Source organism: Bradyrhizobium sp. Ash2021, assembly GCF_031202265.1.
Taxonomy (GTDB): domain Bacteria; phylum Pseudomonadota; class Alphaproteobacteria; order Rhizobiales; family Xanthobacteraceae; genus Bradyrhizobium.
Map to the genome: position 1 here is coordinate 1342348 of NZ_CP100604.1, position 18562 is coordinate 1360909.

Annotated in this window: 17 protein-coding genes; 11 read left to right on the plus strand and 6 right to left on the minus strand. The window is 63.0% G+C overall.

The genetic code is table 11. From position 1 onward, the window contains the following. Nucleotides 1-41: 41 nt before the first annotated feature. Nucleotides 42-1235 (plus strand): hypothetical protein, encoded by a 1194-nt coding sequence (locus tag NL528_RS06380; protein WP_309181847.1) that lies wholly within the window; start codon nt 42-44, stop codon nt 1233-1235. Nucleotides 1236-1334: 99 nt separating this feature from the next. On the opposite strand, the gene NL528_RS06385 is transcribed toward NL528_RS06380, so the two are convergent. Further along, a complete protein-coding gene (locus NL528_RS06385; protein WP_309181848.1) occupies nt 1335-2678 on the minus strand; it encodes an IS5 family transposase in 1344 nt (447 codons plus the stop codon). A gap of 240 nt (nt 2679-2918) precedes the next feature. After that, nucleotides 2919-3224: a hypothetical protein gene (locus tag NL528_RS06390; RefSeq protein WP_074277682.1), complete on the minus strand. Its 306-nt coding sequence runs from the start codon at nt 3222-3224 to the stop codon at nt 2919-2921. 215 nt (nt 3225-3439) lie between these two features. Between NL528_RS06390 and NL528_RS06395 the strand changes: the two genes are divergently transcribed. Next, complete coding sequence (locus NL528_RS06395) at nt 3440-3919, plus strand: hypothetical protein (protein ID WP_309181849.1); 480 nt, start codon at nt 3440-3442, stop codon at nt 3917-3919. A gap of 96 nt (nt 3920-4015) precedes the next feature. On the opposite strand, the gene NL528_RS06400 is transcribed toward NL528_RS06395, so the two are convergent. Both NL528_RS06400 and NL528_RS06405 read right to left on the minus strand, forming a co-directional pair. Next, complete coding sequence (locus NL528_RS06400) at nt 4016-5200, minus strand: YncE family protein (RefSeq protein WP_309181850.1); 1185 nt, start codon at nt 5198-5200, stop codon at nt 4016-4018. Between the two features lie 255 nt (nt 5201-5455). Next, nucleotides 5456-6613, minus strand: a complete 1158-nt coding sequence (locus NL528_RS06405; protein WP_309181851.1) for an EAL domain-containing protein — start codon at nt 6611-6613, stop codon at nt 5456-5458. A 627-nt stretch (nt 6614-7240) separates the two neighbouring features. Here NL528_RS06405 and NL528_RS06410 point away from each other — a divergent pair. From NL528_RS06410 to NL528_RS06450, 9 genes are all read left to right on the plus strand, one after another. Continuing rightward, entirely contained in the window at nt 7241-8188 is a 948-nt protein-coding gene (locus tag NL528_RS06410; protein WP_309181852.1) for a TAXI family TRAP transporter solute-binding subunit, read from the plus strand. A 91-nt stretch (nt 8189-8279) separates the two neighbouring features. After that, nucleotides 8280-10388: a TRAP transporter permease gene (locus tag NL528_RS06415; RefSeq protein ID WP_309181853.1), complete on the plus strand. Its 2109-nt coding sequence runs from the start codon at nt 8280-8282 to the stop codon at nt 10386-10388. Next, nucleotides 10349-10759, plus strand: coding sequence for a DUF1850 domain-containing protein (locus NL528_RS06420; RefSeq protein WP_309181854.1), 411 nt, complete (start codon nt 10349-10351; stop codon nt 10757-10759). The genes NL528_RS06415 and NL528_RS06420 overlap by 40 nt, the downstream gene beginning before the upstream one ends. A 23-nt stretch (nt 10760-10782) precedes the next feature. Next, nucleotides 10783-11586: a glucose 1-dehydrogenase gene (locus NL528_RS06425; RefSeq protein ID WP_309181855.1), complete on the plus strand. Its 804-nt coding sequence runs from the start codon at nt 10783-10785 to the stop codon at nt 11584-11586. A gap of 278 nt (nt 11587-11864) precedes the next feature. After that, on the plus strand, nt 11865-12614 hold the full coding sequence (locus NL528_RS06430) for a lysozyme inhibitor LprI family protein (RefSeq protein WP_309181856.1): 750 nt from the start codon (nt 11865-11867) through the stop codon (nt 12612-12614). Nucleotides 12615-12778: 164 nt separating this feature from the next. Then, entirely contained in the window at nt 12779-14137 is a 1359-nt protein-coding gene (locus NL528_RS06435) for a tetratricopeptide repeat protein (protein WP_309181857.1), read from the plus strand. Between the two features lie 287 nt (nt 14138-14424). Next, the gene (locus tag NL528_RS06440) at nt 14425-16335 is read left to right on the plus strand and encodes a propionyl-CoA synthetase (protein WP_309181858.1); all 1911 of its coding nucleotides are present in this window, start codon (nt 14425-14427) and stop codon (nt 16333-16335) included. A gap of 222 nt (nt 16336-16557) precedes the next feature. Further along, nucleotides 16558-16830 carry a hypothetical protein gene (locus NL528_RS06445; protein ID WP_309181859.1) on the plus strand — a complete coding sequence of 91 codons (273 nt, stop codon included), beginning with the start codon at nt 16558-16560 and terminating at the stop codon, nt 16828-16830. A gap of 15 nt (nt 16831-16845) precedes the next feature. Further along, the gene (locus NL528_RS06450) at nt 16846-17052 is read left to right on the plus strand and encodes a DUF6494 family protein (RefSeq protein ID WP_309181860.1); all 207 of its coding nucleotides are present in this window, start codon (nt 16846-16848) and stop codon (nt 17050-17052) included. Between the two features lie 237 nt (nt 17053-17289). Here the strand turns inward: NL528_RS06450 and NL528_RS06455 are convergent, their stop codons facing one another. Further along, nucleotides 17290-17586, minus strand: a complete 297-nt coding sequence (locus NL528_RS06455) for a hypothetical protein (protein WP_309181862.1) — start codon at nt 17584-17586, stop codon at nt 17290-17292. A gap of 256 nt (nt 17587-17842) precedes the next feature. Beyond that, complete coding sequence (locus tag NL528_RS06460) at nt 17843-18535, minus strand: DUF1013 domain-containing protein (RefSeq protein ID WP_074271078.1); 693 nt, start codon at nt 18533-18535, stop codon at nt 17843-17845. Nucleotides 18536-18562 lie beyond the last annotated feature (27 nt).

The window sequence follows — 18562 nt, forward strand, 5'->3', positions numbered from 1 at the left end:
TTCGTGGCTGACTTAAGCCGCGCGCTTGCTACAACAGGGCGATGCGCCCGCAATTGATTCGCGTTGGATTTGGGTTGGTCGCGCTCGCGTGGTTCGCGGGTGCGCCGCCGGCCGTGGCGGTCAAGCTCGGCACGCTTTCGGCTTCGACCGCCAATGCGATGGCCCAGGCGGCTTCGCCGCAGGCGATCGCGGAATATCGCCGCAAGCTCAGGGAATATCAGGAAGCACGCGCGGCGTTCGACGAGGAGGCCGGCGCCTATTGGGCGTCGATCTCCGAAAAACGCCGCGGCCGCAATGCCAAGCGGCGCGAGCACCTGACCATCGCGCTTGACGATTACGTGCTGACGCAGCCGCCGGTCTATACCGGCCCGAAACGGCCGGTAAATCCCGAGCCCGAGGAGGGAAAGCCGCCGCGCGAGCACAAGGCTATTCCCGTGGTCGCGGATCTCATGAAGGCGGCCGCCGAGCATTTCCAGTTCACGCCGCAACGGCCGGCGACGGAAGCCGAATTCAAACGTGCGTATGCCCGCTACGCGCTGGCCTCCGGCCTGACCCGCGAGCAGGCGGTGCGGGTCTATTCGTTCGAGACCGGCGGCACCGGCAATTACGACGTGCAGTCGGGAATCGAGCATGGCGGCAAGCGCGCGATTTCGAGCGCGATCGGCTATAATCAGCTGCTCACCACCAACAGTATCGAACTGGTCGCCGAACAGGGCCACGAATTCGTCAGGGAACTGACCGAGAAGGCCGCCACGCTTTCCGGTCCGCCGCGCAAGGCGTTGGAGCACAAGATCGCAGTCCTGAAGAAGATGGTGGCGTTCACGCGCACGGTGCCCGACGACTGGTCGGCGCACGAAAAACTCGCCGATACGCCGCAGGGCTGGGCGGTGCACGCCATGGTGCTGGATATCGACGTCGGGCCGCTGCTGCAGACCCACAAACTCTTGACCTCGGTGATCTTCGCCCGCGCCAAGGGGTACAATCGCCCGCTGACCGCAGCCGAACTTGAAATGATGAACCTGACCGGGGATGGCACCGGGCTCGACATGGTGACGATGCCGCAGGCGATGCGCGAACAGGTGCCGACCTCGAATTTCTTCCAGCGCGGCGGCTACGAACGCAATCCGGTCGCGATCCGCCACAACACGGTGGCGAAGCTGTTGGCCGTGACCGACGATCGGATGGACAGCAACAGCAACAAGCCCGGCGCAAAGGAATTGGCGGCGGCGTTTTAGGTTTGATGTCGTCCCGGCCAAGCGAAGCGCGAGCCGGGACCCATACGCCGCGGCCTCTCGTTTCGGCAGTGAAAGAGTCTCCGGTGAAGAATGGCCTTTTCACGCAGGCAACGGATTTAGCTGAGGGAAGAGGCTGGCGAAGAAGAGGCACAACAAAATCCTGAGCCACTTGACGAGGCGGCGGAAGTTGTAGCCGGCGGCGGCGAGGATGGCGTTGTTGAGGTCGCCATTGCGGTGGGCGAGATAGTTGCGGCCCATTCGGTGCTCGTCCTTGAGATGGCCGATGACTGGCTCGACGGCAGAGCGGCGACGCATCTCTCGTTTGATCGCCGGGGTCACGCGGCGCTTCTGTTTTGAGGTGTAGATTTTGAACTTGTAGTCGGGTGGCGCGTTGTGGCCGCGATAGCCGGCATCGGCGTGGAGCCGATCGATCGTAGCGCCGACGAGTTTCTCGATCCCCGGGATCACCTCGGCCAGCGTATGGCCGTCATAGGGATTGCCCGGCAGCGCCTGTACATGGGCGACGAACTGGCCGCCCTTGCTATGCTTGAGGGTGGTGGCAACGCTGACCTTGACGCCGAACTCGTAAGGCTTGTGGGCCTTGCCCTTGCCGATGCATTCCACTTCGGGGGCATGCAGGCTGTAGACCTTGGCGCCGCGCTGCCCGCGTTCCTGCTCGCGCACCCGCCGGCTAAGGCTGAGCAGGTGAGCGAAGCTGCCCTCGAGCCCATGGTCGCCGTCGATCTTGCGGGCAATGTCGCGGATGACGCGGCCCAGATAGGTCTTGAGCGTGCGCAGAGCCCGGTTGGCGCGCTTGAACTGCTTGGCATGGGCGTAACGCTGATGCTGGATCAGCGCGGACTTGCCGACCCGCGTGTAGGACTGCCGGAGCTCCACGCCCAGCTTTTTGGCCAGCGTCGCCAGCTTCTCACGGGCCCGGTTCAACAGCTTGGCGTCAGTCGGGAAGGCAACGTTCTTCGGCTGCACCGTGGTGTCGACAATGACGCGCGAGAGTTCCGAAGGCTTCATCGCGCCGGTTCGCGTCGCTACCGCCAGGCTCTCCTGCAACAGCGCTTGCAGCCGCTCCTCTCCCATGCGGTTGCGCCAGTGGGTCATCGAGGAGCGATCGAGCGGCAGCCGGTGCTGGAAAAACTCCTCGCCGCAAAAGTACTGGTAATACGGGTTCTCGATCCACTGCTCGCACACCACTTCGTCGCTGAGGTTGTAGGTGTGTTTGAGAATCGCCAGCCCCGCCATCAGCCGGGTCGGCAGCGGCGGCCGGCCGGAGCCGTCGGCGTAAACCGCCCCGAACTTCTCTTCCAGAAATCCCCAGTCGATCGTCCGCGCCAGCTTCGCCAGCGCGTGATCCATGTTGATGACCTGGTCCAGCCGCGAACGAAACAGATCCTGCTCGCCGCTTTCCCGCCGCTCCCGTGGCCGCATCGAATCCCCTCCGATCACATGATCGGTAGAGAATCACAGCTTCAGATTCGAGGGAATCCTCAACACGAATTTGCAAGAAAATCGACGCAGCAGCTACGATTGCTGGCAAATCCAATCACAGCAATCCCCGCAATTTCCATTGCCAATCAATCGCTTCGGGATATTTCACGGAGGACGGAAAGAGTATGGGTCCCGGCTCAGCGTTCGCTGCGCTCACTTGGCCGGGACGACCAAGCCCCTTCAATTCGTCCCGAACATGAATTTGCCGTCGCCCTCGAGATAGGGGCCGGTGCGCATGTACAACTGGCCGTTCTGGCCGATGAAGAACAACGTGCCCTTCGGCACCTTCTTGGCGCCCTTCAGCAGCATGCCGGCATTGTTGGTCCCCATCTTGTAGGCGAACGTTTTGCCGTCCTTGCCGTAGCCATAGCCGGTGTCCGGCTTCAGCTCCCAGGGCGCCGGCTCCGCCCCTTGCGCAAATGCGGATGTCGTCAGTGCGGCCAGTGCTGCCGCCAACAAAAAGGTTTTGGTCGAAAATCCCGTCATCGTCATCCTCCCGGCGGCCGAAAAATGCCTCTCTTGTCCACCTTCTTGAACAAATCACGAACGTCATGATTCCGTCAATGGCACCTTAGCCGCACCCACGCGGGCCATCACGTCGCTCCCTGCGACTTTGTGATTTCCCACGTCCCGCTTCGCGACTATGTTCCCCTTTCCGTCTACAACCGTGTATTGCAAAAAACCTCATAGGGATGATTCGGATGAACCTCGTCATGAAAATCGGTTTCGGTGTTGCGCTGTCGTTCATGACGCTGGCTCAAGCGGCCGCGGCCGATGAATTCAAGCTCAGCAACAACCAGCGAATTTCGTGCAGCCGGGGCCTGAGCGCGGGCAAGCTCAACACCGCGACCTGCAAATCCTATGCGTATGTCTTCAACGTCAAGACCTCCGAATATTTCCGCTGCCAGGTCAGCCTCGCGCTGACGCGGGACAACAAGGAAGTCATCAACGTGCAGACCGACGGCGGCTGCACCAAGAAGCCCCGCATCTTCGAGGCCGACTCGAGCTATTCGTTCGACGCCACCGAAACCGAGCCGCCGAACACCAATTCATTCTTCGGTCCCGGCGGCTATTCGGTGTGGGCCAGCGACAACAATGCGCTGAAGGTACGCGGCTGCATCATCATTTCGTCCGGACTCGGCTCCGACATCTCGAAATGCCTCGACATGTCGTTTCAGTGAGTGTTGCGGCGTCGAACGCTGACCGGGCTCAAGCGCCGGTCAGCGCATCGCGGGAGATTTGGCCTGTTGCCCGGTTTGCGAACCAGGCGCGCTGCTTCAGTGTCCCATGCGTGCCGAAGCCGGATGTCCCGGTACCTTGAAGCGCTTGCCGGTATCCGTGACCCTGGTGCCATTGACTTTCAAGATCGAGAAATCCTGGGTCATGTAGTTCCCGGCCAGGATGTACTTCCCGTCAGGCGTGAACATGACGGCCTCCGGCAATCCGCCGACCTCGATATCCTGGGTCTTCGTCACCTTCTTGCCGTCGATCTTCAAGATCGAGAGGCTGCCGTTCTTCTGGTAGAAGAACGCCTTCTTCATGTTGGAGCCGCGCAGGATGGCGGCGACCGCAAGATCGCCCTTCGGGGACATCGCAAGCCCCTCGGGCCCGTCACCGACCACCACCCGGTCGATGACGCGTGGCGGAGTGGCCTCGAGATCGATCACGCTTGTGGTGTCGACGCTGCCGTCCGACGAGCCGGCGCCGCCATTGTCGGAGGTCAGTGCGATCTTGCCATTGGGCGTGACGACGACATTGTAGGGCCACTGGCCGGTCGGCAAATCGACCTTGTTGTAGGATACCTTGTCGCCGACGATGTCGAGTACCGATACCTTGTGCGCGGGAAACCGTACCGCGAGCGCCCGCTTGCCGTCCGGCGTGAAGACCACATGCGCAACGCTGTCGGGGAATGAGATGGTGTCGGTGACCTTGACGTCGGTGCCGTTGAGCGAGAGCACACTGATCGAGTTATCGCCGCGATTGGCAACCAGCGCCATCTTGCCGGACGGACTGATGCTCAGTCCCGACGGCTGCTTGCCCGCGGTGATCGTCGCCGCCAGTTTGGGCGGGCTGGCCTTGAGGTCGATGACGTAAACCTTGTTGTCGGGGACCTGTTTCAGCGCGTCGCCGTCCTTGGTGACGTCCACCGAATCCGCTACCAGCGCGACCGAGCCTGATGGGTCGATGTCGACATTGACCGGCGGTCCGACGATCGAATTCTTAAGGGGCAGGGTGGCGACGATCTTGGGATTTTCAGGATCGGCAAGATCGACGATCAGAACCGTATCCTTGCCGGGCGCCGACAGGACGGTCTTTCCATCGTCGTCCCACCAGACTTTCTCGTCGTTCCCGACGATCATGAACGGCTTTGCATAAGCGAGATTGAGGCTGGAGCTGCAGAGCAGGATGGCAGATCCCAAAAACAATCCATAGGACAATCCAACGGCGCGATAGAGATGCATGTGGCGTTCTCCCGGTAGAACCGGCCTCTGATGGGCCGGGGTCGCACTCAGACTACGCGGGGAACCGAACTGTTGCCAGAGCCGAGCCGAACACCAATTCGTTCTTCGGTCCCGGCGGCTATTCGGTGTGGGCCAGCGACAACAATGCGCTGAAGGTACGCGGTTGCATCATCAACGGACTCGGCTCCGACATCTCGAAATGCCTCGACATGTCGTTTCAGTGAAGGCGGCAGGTCCGGACCTGCCGGGGGCCGCTCATGGCCTTCTGTCCGGGCTGGACGCCAGCAAGGAGCGCGACCGGGCAAATTTTCTGATCCCCATCGGCTTGTTGAACAGGTAGCCCTGCATCAGATCGAAGCCCATGCCGTGCGCGGCGAGAAAATCGGCGCGGGTCTCGACGCCCTGGGCCACCGCGCGCGCGCCATGGTCCTGGGCCAGTTCGACGATTCGGCGGCACACCGTCGCTTTCAGCCGGTCATCCGCGCAGCCGGTGACGAATTGATGATCGACCTTCAACTCGACGAACGGAAAGCTCCGAAGCCCCATCAGCGCCGGCCATTCCGCGCCGACATTGTCGAGCACGATCGCAATATTATGCAGGCGCACGTCGCGTGCGACATCGATCACGAGATCCAGATTGCCGATCACCTCGGCGCTGTCGATCTCGATCAGCAAGCCGCTGAACGCAGGATGATCGGGCATCGCGCGGCACAGATCGCGTACCGCCTGCCGATCGCCGAGAAACGACACCGGCATATTGATCGAGAGATCGACCGGCCCCTGCTGCTCGAGAAGGTAGCGCCAATCCTCGATGGCGCGGCCGATCACGAATTCCGACAGGCCGCGAAAATGCGGATCCTTGTCGTCGGGGATGAAGTAGGCCGGCGGAACCACACCCCAGGCGGGATGCCGCATCCGCACCAGCGCTTCGGCGCCACTGGGCACCAGGGTGCGGACATTGATTTTCTGCTGATACCACAATTCGAGCCAGCCGGCCTTCAACGCCTCGGCCACGTCCACCGCCGGGCTCGGCGCCGGTTCTGAAGGCAGCAGCGTCGCGACGCTGTCGCGCAGCGTCCCCGCGCTGAAAGGCGTCTGCAGGCAGGGCAGCATCGCGATACCGTATTCCTCGCCAATTTGCCTGATGGCCTTTACCATGATCGATCCCGGTTGACCGATGACCAGAACTTTGCCGGTGAAATTCTTCCTGACCAGGGTCTCGAGAATTTTACCGACCTCGACCCCGTCGAAAGACACGCCGAGGACGAACAAATCGGGCTGTTGCGCGTCCAGGACGGCAGCCAGCTCGCTGGCCTGGCCGCATTCGCTGGTAATGAAGCCCAACTCCTCGAGAGCGTCGGAAAGGAAGGTTCGAAGGTGCTTTTTGCCGTCGGTGACGCATGCGCGCGGCATTACCTTTCGTTGTCCGAACCCGACGGGTCGCGCGTGTTCGCTGGGATTGATGTGAATCATTCTCGCCGTCTCCAAAGATGCCGACGATAGTCGTACATCCGCGCGGCGGCTGTAATCTTGGAGTTTTAGGGACGCAGCGATGATTGCTTTGGTAGGGTTAAAACCGGCATTGAGAATAAAATTGTAACGAAATCGGCAACGAATCGGGCTGCGAGATACCAGGACAGCGCCCAACCGTTGTCGGTTGACGCCTTGGGCTTGCCCCATGAACCGACGCGCGCGCCCGCGCCGATGTCTCATCGCTGGATGCGCGTTAACGTCTGTGTTCGCTTGTCGGCTTGTCCACAGTTCGTGCCACTGCAGCGAGCTCTTCGAGGCGAGAATCGCGCCTCGGATTATTTCAGCTGCGCGACGTTTCGATGCGCGAGGCGGATGGCGCGGAACGCCGTGTCGCATCTCGCTGCCCGATCGTCACTCCGGCTCGATACTGCCGGTCTCGCCGGTTCCCGCATGCGTCCGGCGCGACCGCGCATGCGTATTTGACCTTCGCGTGCGTCGTTTGGATGGGTTGACCGGGGGCCTCGCCCCGTCCAATTTCCGGCGGAATTTTTAGGGGGAATAATGCTCATGAATTCGAAGTTGATGGCGGCCGCAATTGTGGCGGCAGCGGCTTTGGCGGCGCCTGCCGCCCAAGCCCAATCATTCATTAACGTGCTGACCGGCGGCACCTCCGGCGTGTATTACCCGCTCGGCGTCGCCATTGGGAAAATCTTTGGCGACAAGATCCCGAACGTAAAAACCCAGGTGCAGGCCACCAAGGCGTCGGTCGAAAACCTGATCCTGCTGCAGCAGGGCCGCGGCGAGATCGCGTTCACGCTCGGCGACTCACTCAAGGCCGCATGGGAAGGCGACGAGGAGGCCGGCTTCAAGTCCAAGCTCGACAAGCTGCGCACCATCGGCGCGATCTATCCGAACTACATCCAGATCGTCGCCACCGCCGACAGCGGCATCAAGACGCTGGCCGATCTGAAGGGCAAGAGCCTCTCGGTCGGCGCGCCCAAATCCGGTACCGAGCTCAACTCGCGCGCGATCCTGGCCGCCGCCGGGATGACCTACAAGGACATCGGCAAGGTCGAATATCTGCCGTTCGCCGAATCCGTCGACCTGATGAAGAATCGCCAGCTCAATGCGACGCTGCAATCGGCCGGCCTCGGCGTCGCCTCACTGAAGGATCTCTCGACCTCGGCCGACATCACCGTGGTGTCGGTGCCGAAGGAGATCGTCGACAAGATCGGCCCGCCCTTCGTCTCCGTGACCATTCCCGCCAACACCTATACCGGCCAGGACAAGGACGTCCCGACCGCGGCCGTGATCAATTATCTGGTGACGAGTTCCGCCGTCAGCGACGACCTCGCCTACCAGATGACCAAGCTGATCTTCGAATCCTTGCCGGAACTGGCGAATTCGCACTCCGCCGGCAAGGAGATCAAGCTCGAGACGGCAGCCACCGGCAGCCCGGTGCCGCTGCACCCCGGCGCGATCCGCTATTATAAGGAGAAGGGGCTGATCAAGTAGCGCCCTCCGCGTCCGCCGTGCCTGCCATGACCTTTCCCCGGGTCGAACCGGTGATATAAGCGTCGCGGGCACGGGCGGGGGAATCATTCACATGCTGCAGGCCGAGGGCGCAGAAGCGCAGGTCAAGGTCGAATTCGACAATTTCGAGCACGGGTTTCCGGAAGGCTTTGGCCCCGGCGGCTGGGGCCATCTGGCCTACCTCATCGGCATCGCGTTTGCGGTGTTCCAGCTCGTGGTCGCGGCATGGAACGTGCTGCCGAGCCAGGTGGTGCGCGGCGTGCACGTCGGCTTCCTGATCCTGATGACCTTCGGCCTGATCGGCAATTTCACCGCCAAGAACGCTTTCGGCCGCGCGGTCGGCTGGCTGATCGGTGGCGTCGGATTCCTGTGCGGGCTCTATCAGTGGATCTTCTATGCCGACCTGATCGCGCGCGACGGCGATCCGACCAATACCGACCTTGCCGTAGGCGCGCTGCTGGCCGTGCTGATTTTCGAAGGCACGCGGCGCCTGATGGGCCTGGCGCTGCCGCTGATGTGCGGTGCCTGCCTGCTGTACTGGTTCTTCGGCCAGTATCTGCCGGCGCCGTTCAATCATCGCGGCTATGATTTCGATCAGATCATCACCCATCTCTCCTACGGCACGGAAGGGATTTACGGCGTGCCGATCTATGTGTCGGCGACCTACATCTTCCTGTTCATCCTGTTCGGCTCGTTCCTCGAACGCGCCGGCATGATCCAGCTGTTCACCGATGTGTCGCTCGGCCTGTTCGGCCGCACCCGCGGCGGACCGGCCAAGGTCGCGGTGTTTGCGTCGGGCATGATGGGCACGATTTCGGGCTCCGGCGTCGCCAACGTCGTCACCGTCGGCCAGTTCACGATCCCCCTGATGATCAAGTTCGGCTATCGCCGCGCCTTTGCCGCCGGCGTCGAGGCCACCGCCTCGATGGGCGGACAGATCATGCCGCCGGTGATGGGCGCGGTCGCCTTCATCATGGCGGAGACGCTGGGCGTCGAATATTCCGCCATCGTCAAGGCCGCGGTGATTCCGGCGATGCTGTATTTCGCCTCCGCGTTCTGGATGGTGCATCTGGAAGCCGGCAAGCACGGCCTCGTCGGCATGAAGCGCTCGGAAATCCCGAGCGCCTGGAAGGCGCTGGTGGCGCGCTGGTATCTGGTGCTGCCGCTGGCGGCACTGGTCTACATGCTGTTCGAAGGCTTTACGCCGCTCTACGCCGGCAGCATGGGTCTCACGCTCACGGTGGCGCTGATCCTGGGTACCAGCATCACGCTCGGTTTCTCCAACCTCGTGGTGCGTTACGTTTTCTGGATCGGGCTGGCGCTGGTGGCTGCCGCGGTGTCGCGCAACGGGCTGGAGATCCTGCCGGTCGCAAGCGTGGTCGGCGGACTGATCCTGATCGCGGCAATCACGCGCGGCGGCCGCGCCACGCTCGCCGCCTGTCGCGACTCGCTCGCCGACAGCGCCAAATCGGCGCTGACGGTGGGCATGGCCTGCGCCATCGTCGGCACCATCATCGGCATGATGACGCAGACCGGCGTCGGCACCATCTTCGGCGGCTGGATCATAGGGCTCGGCGCGAAAAGCCTGTTCCTGGCGCTGATCATGACCATGCTGCTGTCGATCCTGCTCGGCACCGGCATTCCGACGATTCCGACCTACATCATCACCGCGGCGCTGGCCGCACCTGCGCTCGCCAAGCTCGGCGTGCCCTTGATTTCCAGCCACATGTTCGCGTTCTACTACGGCATCATGGCCGACCTCTCGCCGCCGGTGGCGCTGGCCGCGCTGGCGGCGGCGCCGATCGCGCGGGAAAATCCCGACAAGATCGGCTGGGAGGCGATGCGCATCGCGCTTGCCGGCTACGTCATTCCCTTCATCTTCGTGTATTCGCCGGCGCTGATGCTGCAGGCCGGCGATCCCATGGCGGCCCAGCTCGGGTTCTACGGCGCCGTGGCGCTCGCCACCTTCAAGGCGCTGGTTGCGATCGGCCTGTTCGGCATCGTCGCGATCGGCTTTTTGTTCACGCGGCTGTCGTGGCCTGAAATCGCGCTCGCCTTCGTCTCGGCGCTGTGCCTGCTCGGCGATTTCCGCTTCAGCGACACGCTGGGTTTTGCGCTCGCGGCGGCTCTCGTGCTCTGGCAATGGCGGCAGCGCCCGCGCAACGCGGTGGCGGCGGCTTGAGCCTGTGCCTCGCCTCCCTAGGCGTCGTGAAAACGCTGTCGATCGCGGCGTTCACGCTTGTATGGACCCATTCGATCGAAAAGACCGCCTGGCAGGAAGACTGGCACATCACGCCACAAGGCCTCGAACTGGTGCAGGCGCGCATCAAGGGCTTTGGCGCCGGCATGGAGCCGCCGCCGGACGCGCGCCTCGTCGACGGCTGGTTTCAATGGCAGCCGAAGCGGGCGCCGATGCCGGAAGTCATCCTCGGTAATTCCGGCGCCGCCGGCGAATGGCGGTTATGCGTGGACGGAAATTGCCGGACGCTGTCGGAGATTTTCGAGCATCCCATTGGTGCCAACGTCACGACCATGCGCGCCTGCGAACGATAACGGAAAACATTAGGGAGAAGTCGATGGAACGGCTCAAGGGCAAGATCGCGATGGTAGTCGGCGCGGGCTCGATCGGTCCGGGCTGGGGCAATGGCAAGGCAACCGCGGTGACCTTTGCGCGCGAGGGCGCGCAGGTGTTTTGCGTCGACCGCAATGCGGCCGCCGCCGCAGAGACCGTGAAGATCATCGCGAGTGAAGGCGGCAAGGCGACGGCGTTCACCGCCGATGTCTCGCAAGCCGATCAGGTCGAGGCGATGGCGGCGGCGTGCCTGAAGGTCTATGGCCGTATCGACGTGCTCGACAACAATGTCGGGATCGCCGAGATGGGCAGCGTGGTCGAGGTCAACGAGGCGAGCTGGGATCATGTCTTCGCGGTCAATCTCAAGAGCGCCTATCTCGCGATGAAGCACGTGATTCCCGTGATGGTGCGGCAGGGCGGCGGGTCGATCATCAACATTTCGTCGATCGCCTCGATCCGCCATGTCGGCATTTCCTACGTCAGCTACGGCGCCAGCAAGGCCGCGATGAATCAGATGACGCGCACCACTGCGGTCGAATTTGCAGCTGGGCACGTCAGGGTCAACGCCATCCTTCCGGGCCTGATGAAGACGCCGATGGTCGAACACTCGGCGGGCCTGGCGGCGAGCTATGCCAAGGGCGATGTGGAAGCGATGTGGCGCGCCCGCGATGCGCAGGTGCCGATGGGACACATGGGCGAGGCCTGGGATGTCGCGAACGCGGCGCTGTATCTCGCGTCGGACGAGTCCAGATATGTCACCGGCATCGAGCTCGTCGTCGATGGCGGGCTCACCTGTCGGGCGGGTTAACTCTCATCTCTCGTCGTCCCGGACAAGCGAGCGATAGCGAGCGCCGATCCGGGACCCATAGCCACAGGCTTTTGTGTAGCGCGAAGGCCGTCGAACAGCTCTCTCGAACCGATAAGCCGCGGCGTATGGGTCCCGGCTCCTGATGCGCAATTGCGCATATGGGCCGGCACGACGCGATCAATTGCAAATCTGCCGCTGTCCGAACGGCGGACCGCTTGCTACGATCACGCCTATATCGAAAACTTCTTGCCAGGCAGTCGATGCGAGGTTGCTTCAATATGACGAGGGCTGTTTTCGCGTCCGTCCTGTGGGTCGCACTCTCGCCCGGCGCCTTCGCGGCCGGCGTCGAGCCGGCCAAGGATTTGCTGATAGATCCCGCGCCATGCCTGGCCGCGGCCGCCGCCGGCGACGATAACGACAGGATCGTCAGTACCTGCGGCGCGCTGATCGACCACGAAAAGACTGAAAGAGCCGACCGCATCAAGGCGCTGATCGCACGCGGCGGCGCCTTTGAGCGCAAGGATATCATCGACCGCGCCATATCGGACTATGACGCGGTGCTGCGGCTCGATCCGACGCTCACCGATATCTTCAACGCGCGCGGCGAACTCTGGCGCAAGAAGGGCGACCGGCCGAAGGCGCTGGCCGATTTCGGCGCGGCGATCAAGCTGAAGCCCGATCATCCGGCCGCACGCGGCAATTACAAGTCGCTGGCGCAGGAGCTGGAGCGGCTCGGCGCGCTGAAGGCGGTTGCCGGCAAGCCGAGCTTCAATTGCGCCACCGCTCGCCGCGCGGTGGAGAAGGCGATCTGCGCCAATCCGGAGATCGCCGATCTCGACCGCGAAATTAACGCGGCCAATATGAGGGTGATCGGCGAGGCGAGGAGTCCCGGTGAAGCGCGCGCGCTGCAGCAAGAGCAGAACGCGTTTATCGCAAGCCGCAATGCCGCGTTCGGTCGGCCGGGTTACGATCTGCGCAAGGCGATGAAGGAGCGGCTGCAGAAATTGCTGGGCGTCGACGGGTATTAGCTGCTTCACCTCTCCCGAAGGGAGAGGTGAAGTGGTGCTCGCGGCGCACTCTGGTTCGCTCGCTTAGAGATTCCGAAGGCTCTTCGAACCTCGGCGCAGGCTGCGGCGACATAGCGTCAAACGCGGCATGTCCGCGCGAGGTGCCCGTATTTTGAGAGCCGGCCATGCGATCATCGATTTCACCCTTTGCCGCAAGCGTGGTGCTTGCCATCGCCATCCTGGCGTCGGCCGGCGCACGCGCCGAAACGCCCGCGGAACCGCCGGTCACCTGCGCGGCGCTGACGGTTGCGGCTCCCGCCCAGCTGATCGCAAGCTGCACCGCGCTGATCGACAATCCGGCGACGCCGGACGCCGACCGCCTCGATGCCATGATTACCCGCGCCGTTGCGCACTATGGCAACGGCGCGAGCGAAAAGGCGCTGGCCGAGATCGATGCGGTCATTGCCAAAGACCCCAACCGTGCGCGCGCGTTTCGCGCCCGCGGCGAAATCCTTCGCCAGACCGGCAAGAGGGAGGCTGCGCTTGAGGCGCTGAACCAGGCCATCAGGCTCGAGCCGGACAATGCCAACGGCTACGAGAGCCGCGGCAACGCCTTCAACAATGCCGGCAAATACGATCGCGCCATCGAGGATTATGACGAGGCGCTGCGGCTCAAGCCGGATTTCGCCCAGGCGTTTTCGGACCGCGGCGCCGCCTGGTATTTCAAGGGCGAGTATCAGAAGGCGATCGCCGATTACGACCAGGCGATCCGCCTCGAACCGAGCCGGGCCCGGACCTACACCAACCGGGCCTCGGCCTATCGCAAGCTCGGCCACTCCGAGCGCGCGCTCGAGGACGACAGCGCGGCGATCCGGATCGATCCGTCGCAGCCGGAATTCTTCGACAATCGCGGGCTGCACCTCGCCGGCAATGGCGATTACGCCCGCGCGATCGCCGATTACGACGAGGCGATTGGAATTCGTCCCGAGCCAAAATTCCTGACCAACCGCGGCGATGCGTATCAGGCGTTGAAAAACTACGACCGCGCCATTGCGGATTACGATGCGGCACTGAAACTGGATCCGAAGTTTCAACGTGCCTACAACAACCGCGGTGCGGCATGGCGCGGCAAGGGCGATCGGGCCCGCGCGCTGCAGGATTACGCCGAGGCAATCCGCCTCGATCCCTCCGACAAGACCGCGGCCACCAACCATCAGGAGATTGCGCTCGAAGTCGAACGGCTGGGCACGCTGGCCTACCAGAAGAATTTGCCGAGCTTCAATTGCGCCACCGCGAAGCGTCAGGTAGAGAAAGCGATTTGCGCCGACCCCGGCCTCGCCCAGCTCGACCGCAACATCAACGATGTGTTCCTCAGGGTGATCGCCAGCGCAGAATCCGACAGCCATCGCGCGGCGCTGGCGCTGACCCGGCAGCAGCGCGACTTCATCGACAAGCGCAACGCGTCCTTCGGCCGCCGCGGCTACGATCTGCGCCAGGCGATGGTGGATCGGCTGGACCAGCTCAATACCGCCGCCCAGCAGTAGGCGGGTGCCTCCACCTCTCCCAATGGGAGAGGCAAGAGTCGCGTTCGCCGCGCATTCTGACGCACTGTTCCGGCTTGATCTGGCGCCGCTTCCCGTGACAATGGCTCAAAGAACAACGCTATTTGCTCGCATCGTCATGGCTGGGCTTGTCCCGGCCATCCACGTCCTACCTCTTCAAAGGAAGCAAGGACGTGGATGCCCGGGAGCGCAGACAAGTGTACGTAGTCTGCGCAAAGCAGACTACTATGCCCGGGCATGACGGAGGGCAGATTACGGGGAGACACGCCATGAACATCCACGAGAAAAGCCGGTATCACGAGGTCTACGCCCGCTCGCTCCGGGATCCCGAGGGTTTTTGGGCGGAGGCGGCGGCCGAGATCGATTGGATCGAGCCGGCCATGAAGATCTTCGATCCCTCGATGGGCCCCTACGGCTGCTGGTTTACGGGCGCCATGGTCAACACCTGCTACAACGCGCTCGATCGCCATGTCGCGGGTGGTCGCGCCGACCAGGTGGCGCTGATCCACGATTCGCCGCTGGCCGGCAGCATCACCAAATTGACCTATGCCGAGATGCTGCACGAGGTGAAAACGCTCGCGGCGATCATGCACGATTTCGGCGTGACCAAAGGCGACCGCGTCATCCTCTATATGCCGATGGTGCCGGAGGCTGTCATCGCGATGCTGGCCTGCGCGCGGATCGGTGCGGTGCACAGCGTGGTGTTCGGCGGCTTTGCGGCCAAGGAGCTTGCGACACGAATTGAGGACGCCAAGCCAAAACTGATCTTCTCGGCGAGCTGCGGGCTCGAGCCCGGCCGCATCGTGCAATACAAGCCGCTGCTCGACGAGGCGATCAGGCTTTCGAGTGTCAAGCCCGAGACCTGCATCGTGCTGCAGCGGCCGCAACAGGGCTGCGATCTCACCGCCGGCCGCGATCATGACTGGGCCGGGCTGCGCAGCAAGGCAATGGCGGCGAACAAATCCGCCGACTGCGTCCCCGTGCTCGCGACCGATCCGCTCTATATCCTCTACACCTCGGGCACCACGGGAATCCCCAAGGGCGTGGTGCGCGACAATGGCGGGCATCTGGTCGCGCTGAAATGGTCGATGTTCAATCTCTACGGCGTCAAGCCCGGCGAAGTCTGGTGGTGCGGCTCCGACATCGGCTGGGTGGTCGGCCACAGCTACATCGTCTACGGACCGCTGATCCACGGCGCGACCTCGATCATGTATGAGGGCAAGCCGATCGGGACGCCGGATGCCGGCGCGTTCTGGCGCGTGATCGCGGAACACGAGGCGGTGGCGCTGTTCACCGCGCCGACCGCGTTCCGCGCCATCCGCAAGGAGGATCCGGAGGGCGCGTTCATCCGCAAATATGACTTGTCGAAATTCCGCACGCTGTTCCTGGCCGGCGAGCGCGCCGATCCGCCGACGGTGGGATGGGCGGAAGCGCAATTGAAGGTGCCTGTCATAGATCACTGGTGGCAGACCGAAACCGGCTGGTGCATCGCCGGCAATCCGATGGGGCTTGGCATGCTGCCGGTCAAGCACGGTTCGCCGACGGTGCCGATGCCGGGCTATCAGGTCGACGTGGTCGATGAAGCGGCCAAGCCGCTGCCGGCCGGCACCATGGGCTCGATCGTCATAAAACTGCCGATGCCGCCGGCCTGCCTGCCGACGCTGTGGCAGCAGGACGACCGCTTCAGGGAGGCCTATCTCACCGAATTCCCCGGCTATTACAAAACCTCCGACGCCGGCTACAAGGATGCGGACGGCTATGTGTTCGTAATGGGCCGCACCGACGACATCATCAATGTCGCCGGTCATCGGCTTTCGACCGGCGGCATGGAAGAAATTCTCGCCTCGCATTCCGATGTCGCCGAATGCGCGGTGCTCGGCATCAAGGATGCGATCAAGGGCGAGGTGCCCTGCGGCTTCCTGGTGCTCAAGGCCGGCGTGACGCGCAGCCCGCTCGAGATCGAAAAGGAGATCGTGGCGCTGGTGCGGGAAAAACTCGGCCCCGTCGCCGCCTTCAAGCTCGCGATCACCGTCGGCCGGCTGCCGAAAACGCGGTCGGGCAAAATCCTGCGCGGCACCATCAAGAAGATCGCCGACGGCGAGGCCTGGATCATGCCCGCGACCATCGAGGATCCCAAGGTGCTCGATGAGATCGGGGAGGCGCTGAAGGGGAGGGTGTAGCCGCGCGTGCCGTCATTGCGAGCGCAAGCGAAGCAATCCATCGTGCCGCATAAAGAAAGAATGGATTGCTTCGTCGCTTCGCTCCTCGCAATGACGGAACAAGGCCTATATTCCACCTCCACTATCGGGCAATTGCCTTTATTTCGATGGATTGCCGGGTCATCCCCGATCAAGTCGGGGACAGGCCCCCGGCAATGACGAAACCGGACGAACGGACAATGCATGCGACGTAAATTCGCACGACCCCTCATCCCGCTCTTGCTCATCGCCCCGCTGCTCGCAGGCTGCCTCGAGCGGGGGCAGCCGACCATGACCATTGCGGGCGGCGATGACGACGACGCCTTCTGCCGCGCCAACAATGTCGCGGTCGGCTCGTCGGAATACATCGCCTGCCGCAAGGACCGCGACGTCCAGCGCAACAACGCCAACGCCCGCGCCGACCGCCGCCAGCGCGATCTCGGCGAATACATGCTGAATCATCCGGACCGACCGTGACATCGGGAGAGCACCATGAACGAGGACGTTTTCAACACCAGCCTGCGCGGCTTCCTCAAGAAGGTCGGCATCACCTCGCAGCGTGAAATCGAAAAGGCTGTCCGCGACGCCGTCGCGAGCGGTAGCCTGAAGGGCCATGAGAAACTGCCTGCCAAAATGGTGCTCACCATCGGTGGCGTCAGTCTCAGTCACGAGATCTTGGGCGAGATCGAACTCGGCTAAGCCGGGCGAGGGGACTCCTTCTTCCCTCTCCCCTTGTGGGAGAGGGTGGCGCCTCACGAAGTGAGGCGACGGGTGAGGGGTCTGCCTCAGCCGATAGAGACCCCCCATCCGTCGTCGCTTCGCGAAGACACCTTCTCCCACAAAGGGAGAAGGAAGAAAAAAGCGCTTCACCGCACCGACAAGGTCAATGGCCTGGTGCTGCGCACGGAGTTCTTGAAGAAGGCGTGAGGCAGCCGCTCACTCGGCGGGCGGCTGCTTCCTGAAAGCGCCCTTGAGCGCGTCGACGGCCTCGGCGATCGGTGCGGCCAGCACAAAGAAGGCGCCCATCGCCACCGAAATGATAATGAAGCTGAGCGAGGTTTTTTCCTCGGCATCGTGGCGATGCGTTTCCTGGTCGATCGCTGCGGGCGCGAGGTTGGCATCGGAAGAGCGAGGCGCGCCGTACTTTCGCGGCCGGCGCGGAGGTGTCATCACCACCACGAACAGCACGTTTAACAGTAGCCAAATCCCCAGAATAATCAGAACCGTGCGCACAAAGGCCTCTTACCGCAAAGGGCTTCTCAAAATACGCGGAAAAGCTACTCCGGTTGCGGTCGCGGCACAAATACTCATCTGTAACAGGGCTTCCGGGAGGGACGGTCCCCGGAAGCATTCGCCGTTCCGACCAGTCGTTTTGCGGATTAAAATCCTTGGCAGGCGCGCCGCAAGCGCCTTGTCGCCATCCCAAAACAAAAACGCGGCCGGTTGCCCCGCCGCGTTCGAAAATCTCTCAACGGGAATGCGAAATACCTTATTCGTCGTCCTGCTTCTTGCCGCCGATTGTCTTCAGCTTGGCGAACACGGCGTCGACGTTGAGGTCGTCGCGCTGCTTTTCGGTCGGCTCGTATTCCGGCTCCTTCTTGGTGGTCTCGGAGGCCGGCAACAGAGTGGCGCCGCCATAGGCTGCGGGGACCGGCTTTTCCTTGGCGGCGCGCTGCACCTCGAAATCGAGTTCGATCTGCGAGCACAGGCCGAGCGTCACCGGGTCCATCGGGGTCAGGGTGGAGGCATTCCAGTGGGTGCGGTCGCGGACGCTGGCGATCGTGGTCTTGGTGGTGCCGACCAGGCGCATGATCTGCGCGTCCTTCAATTCGGGGTGGTTGCGCACCAGCCACAGGATCGCGCTCGGCCGCTCGTGGCGGCGCGACACCGGGGTGTAGCGCGGGCCCTTCTTCTTGGCGGCGGGCGGCAGCGCCACCTTGCTCTCGCCGAGCTTGAGGCGGTAGTTCGGGTCCCTTTCGCCCTTTTCGATCTCGTCGCGGGTCAGTTGCCCGGTCGAAATCGGGTCCATGCCCTTGATCCCTTGGGCGGCGTCGCCGTCGGCGATGGCGCGGACCTCCAATGGATGCATTTTGGTGAAATCCGCCACTTGGTCGAAGGTCAGCGCGGTATTATCAACCAGCCACACGGCCGTCGCCTTGGGCATCAGCGGTGCATTGCTCATGGCAAATCTCCTTTGTGCTCCGCCCAC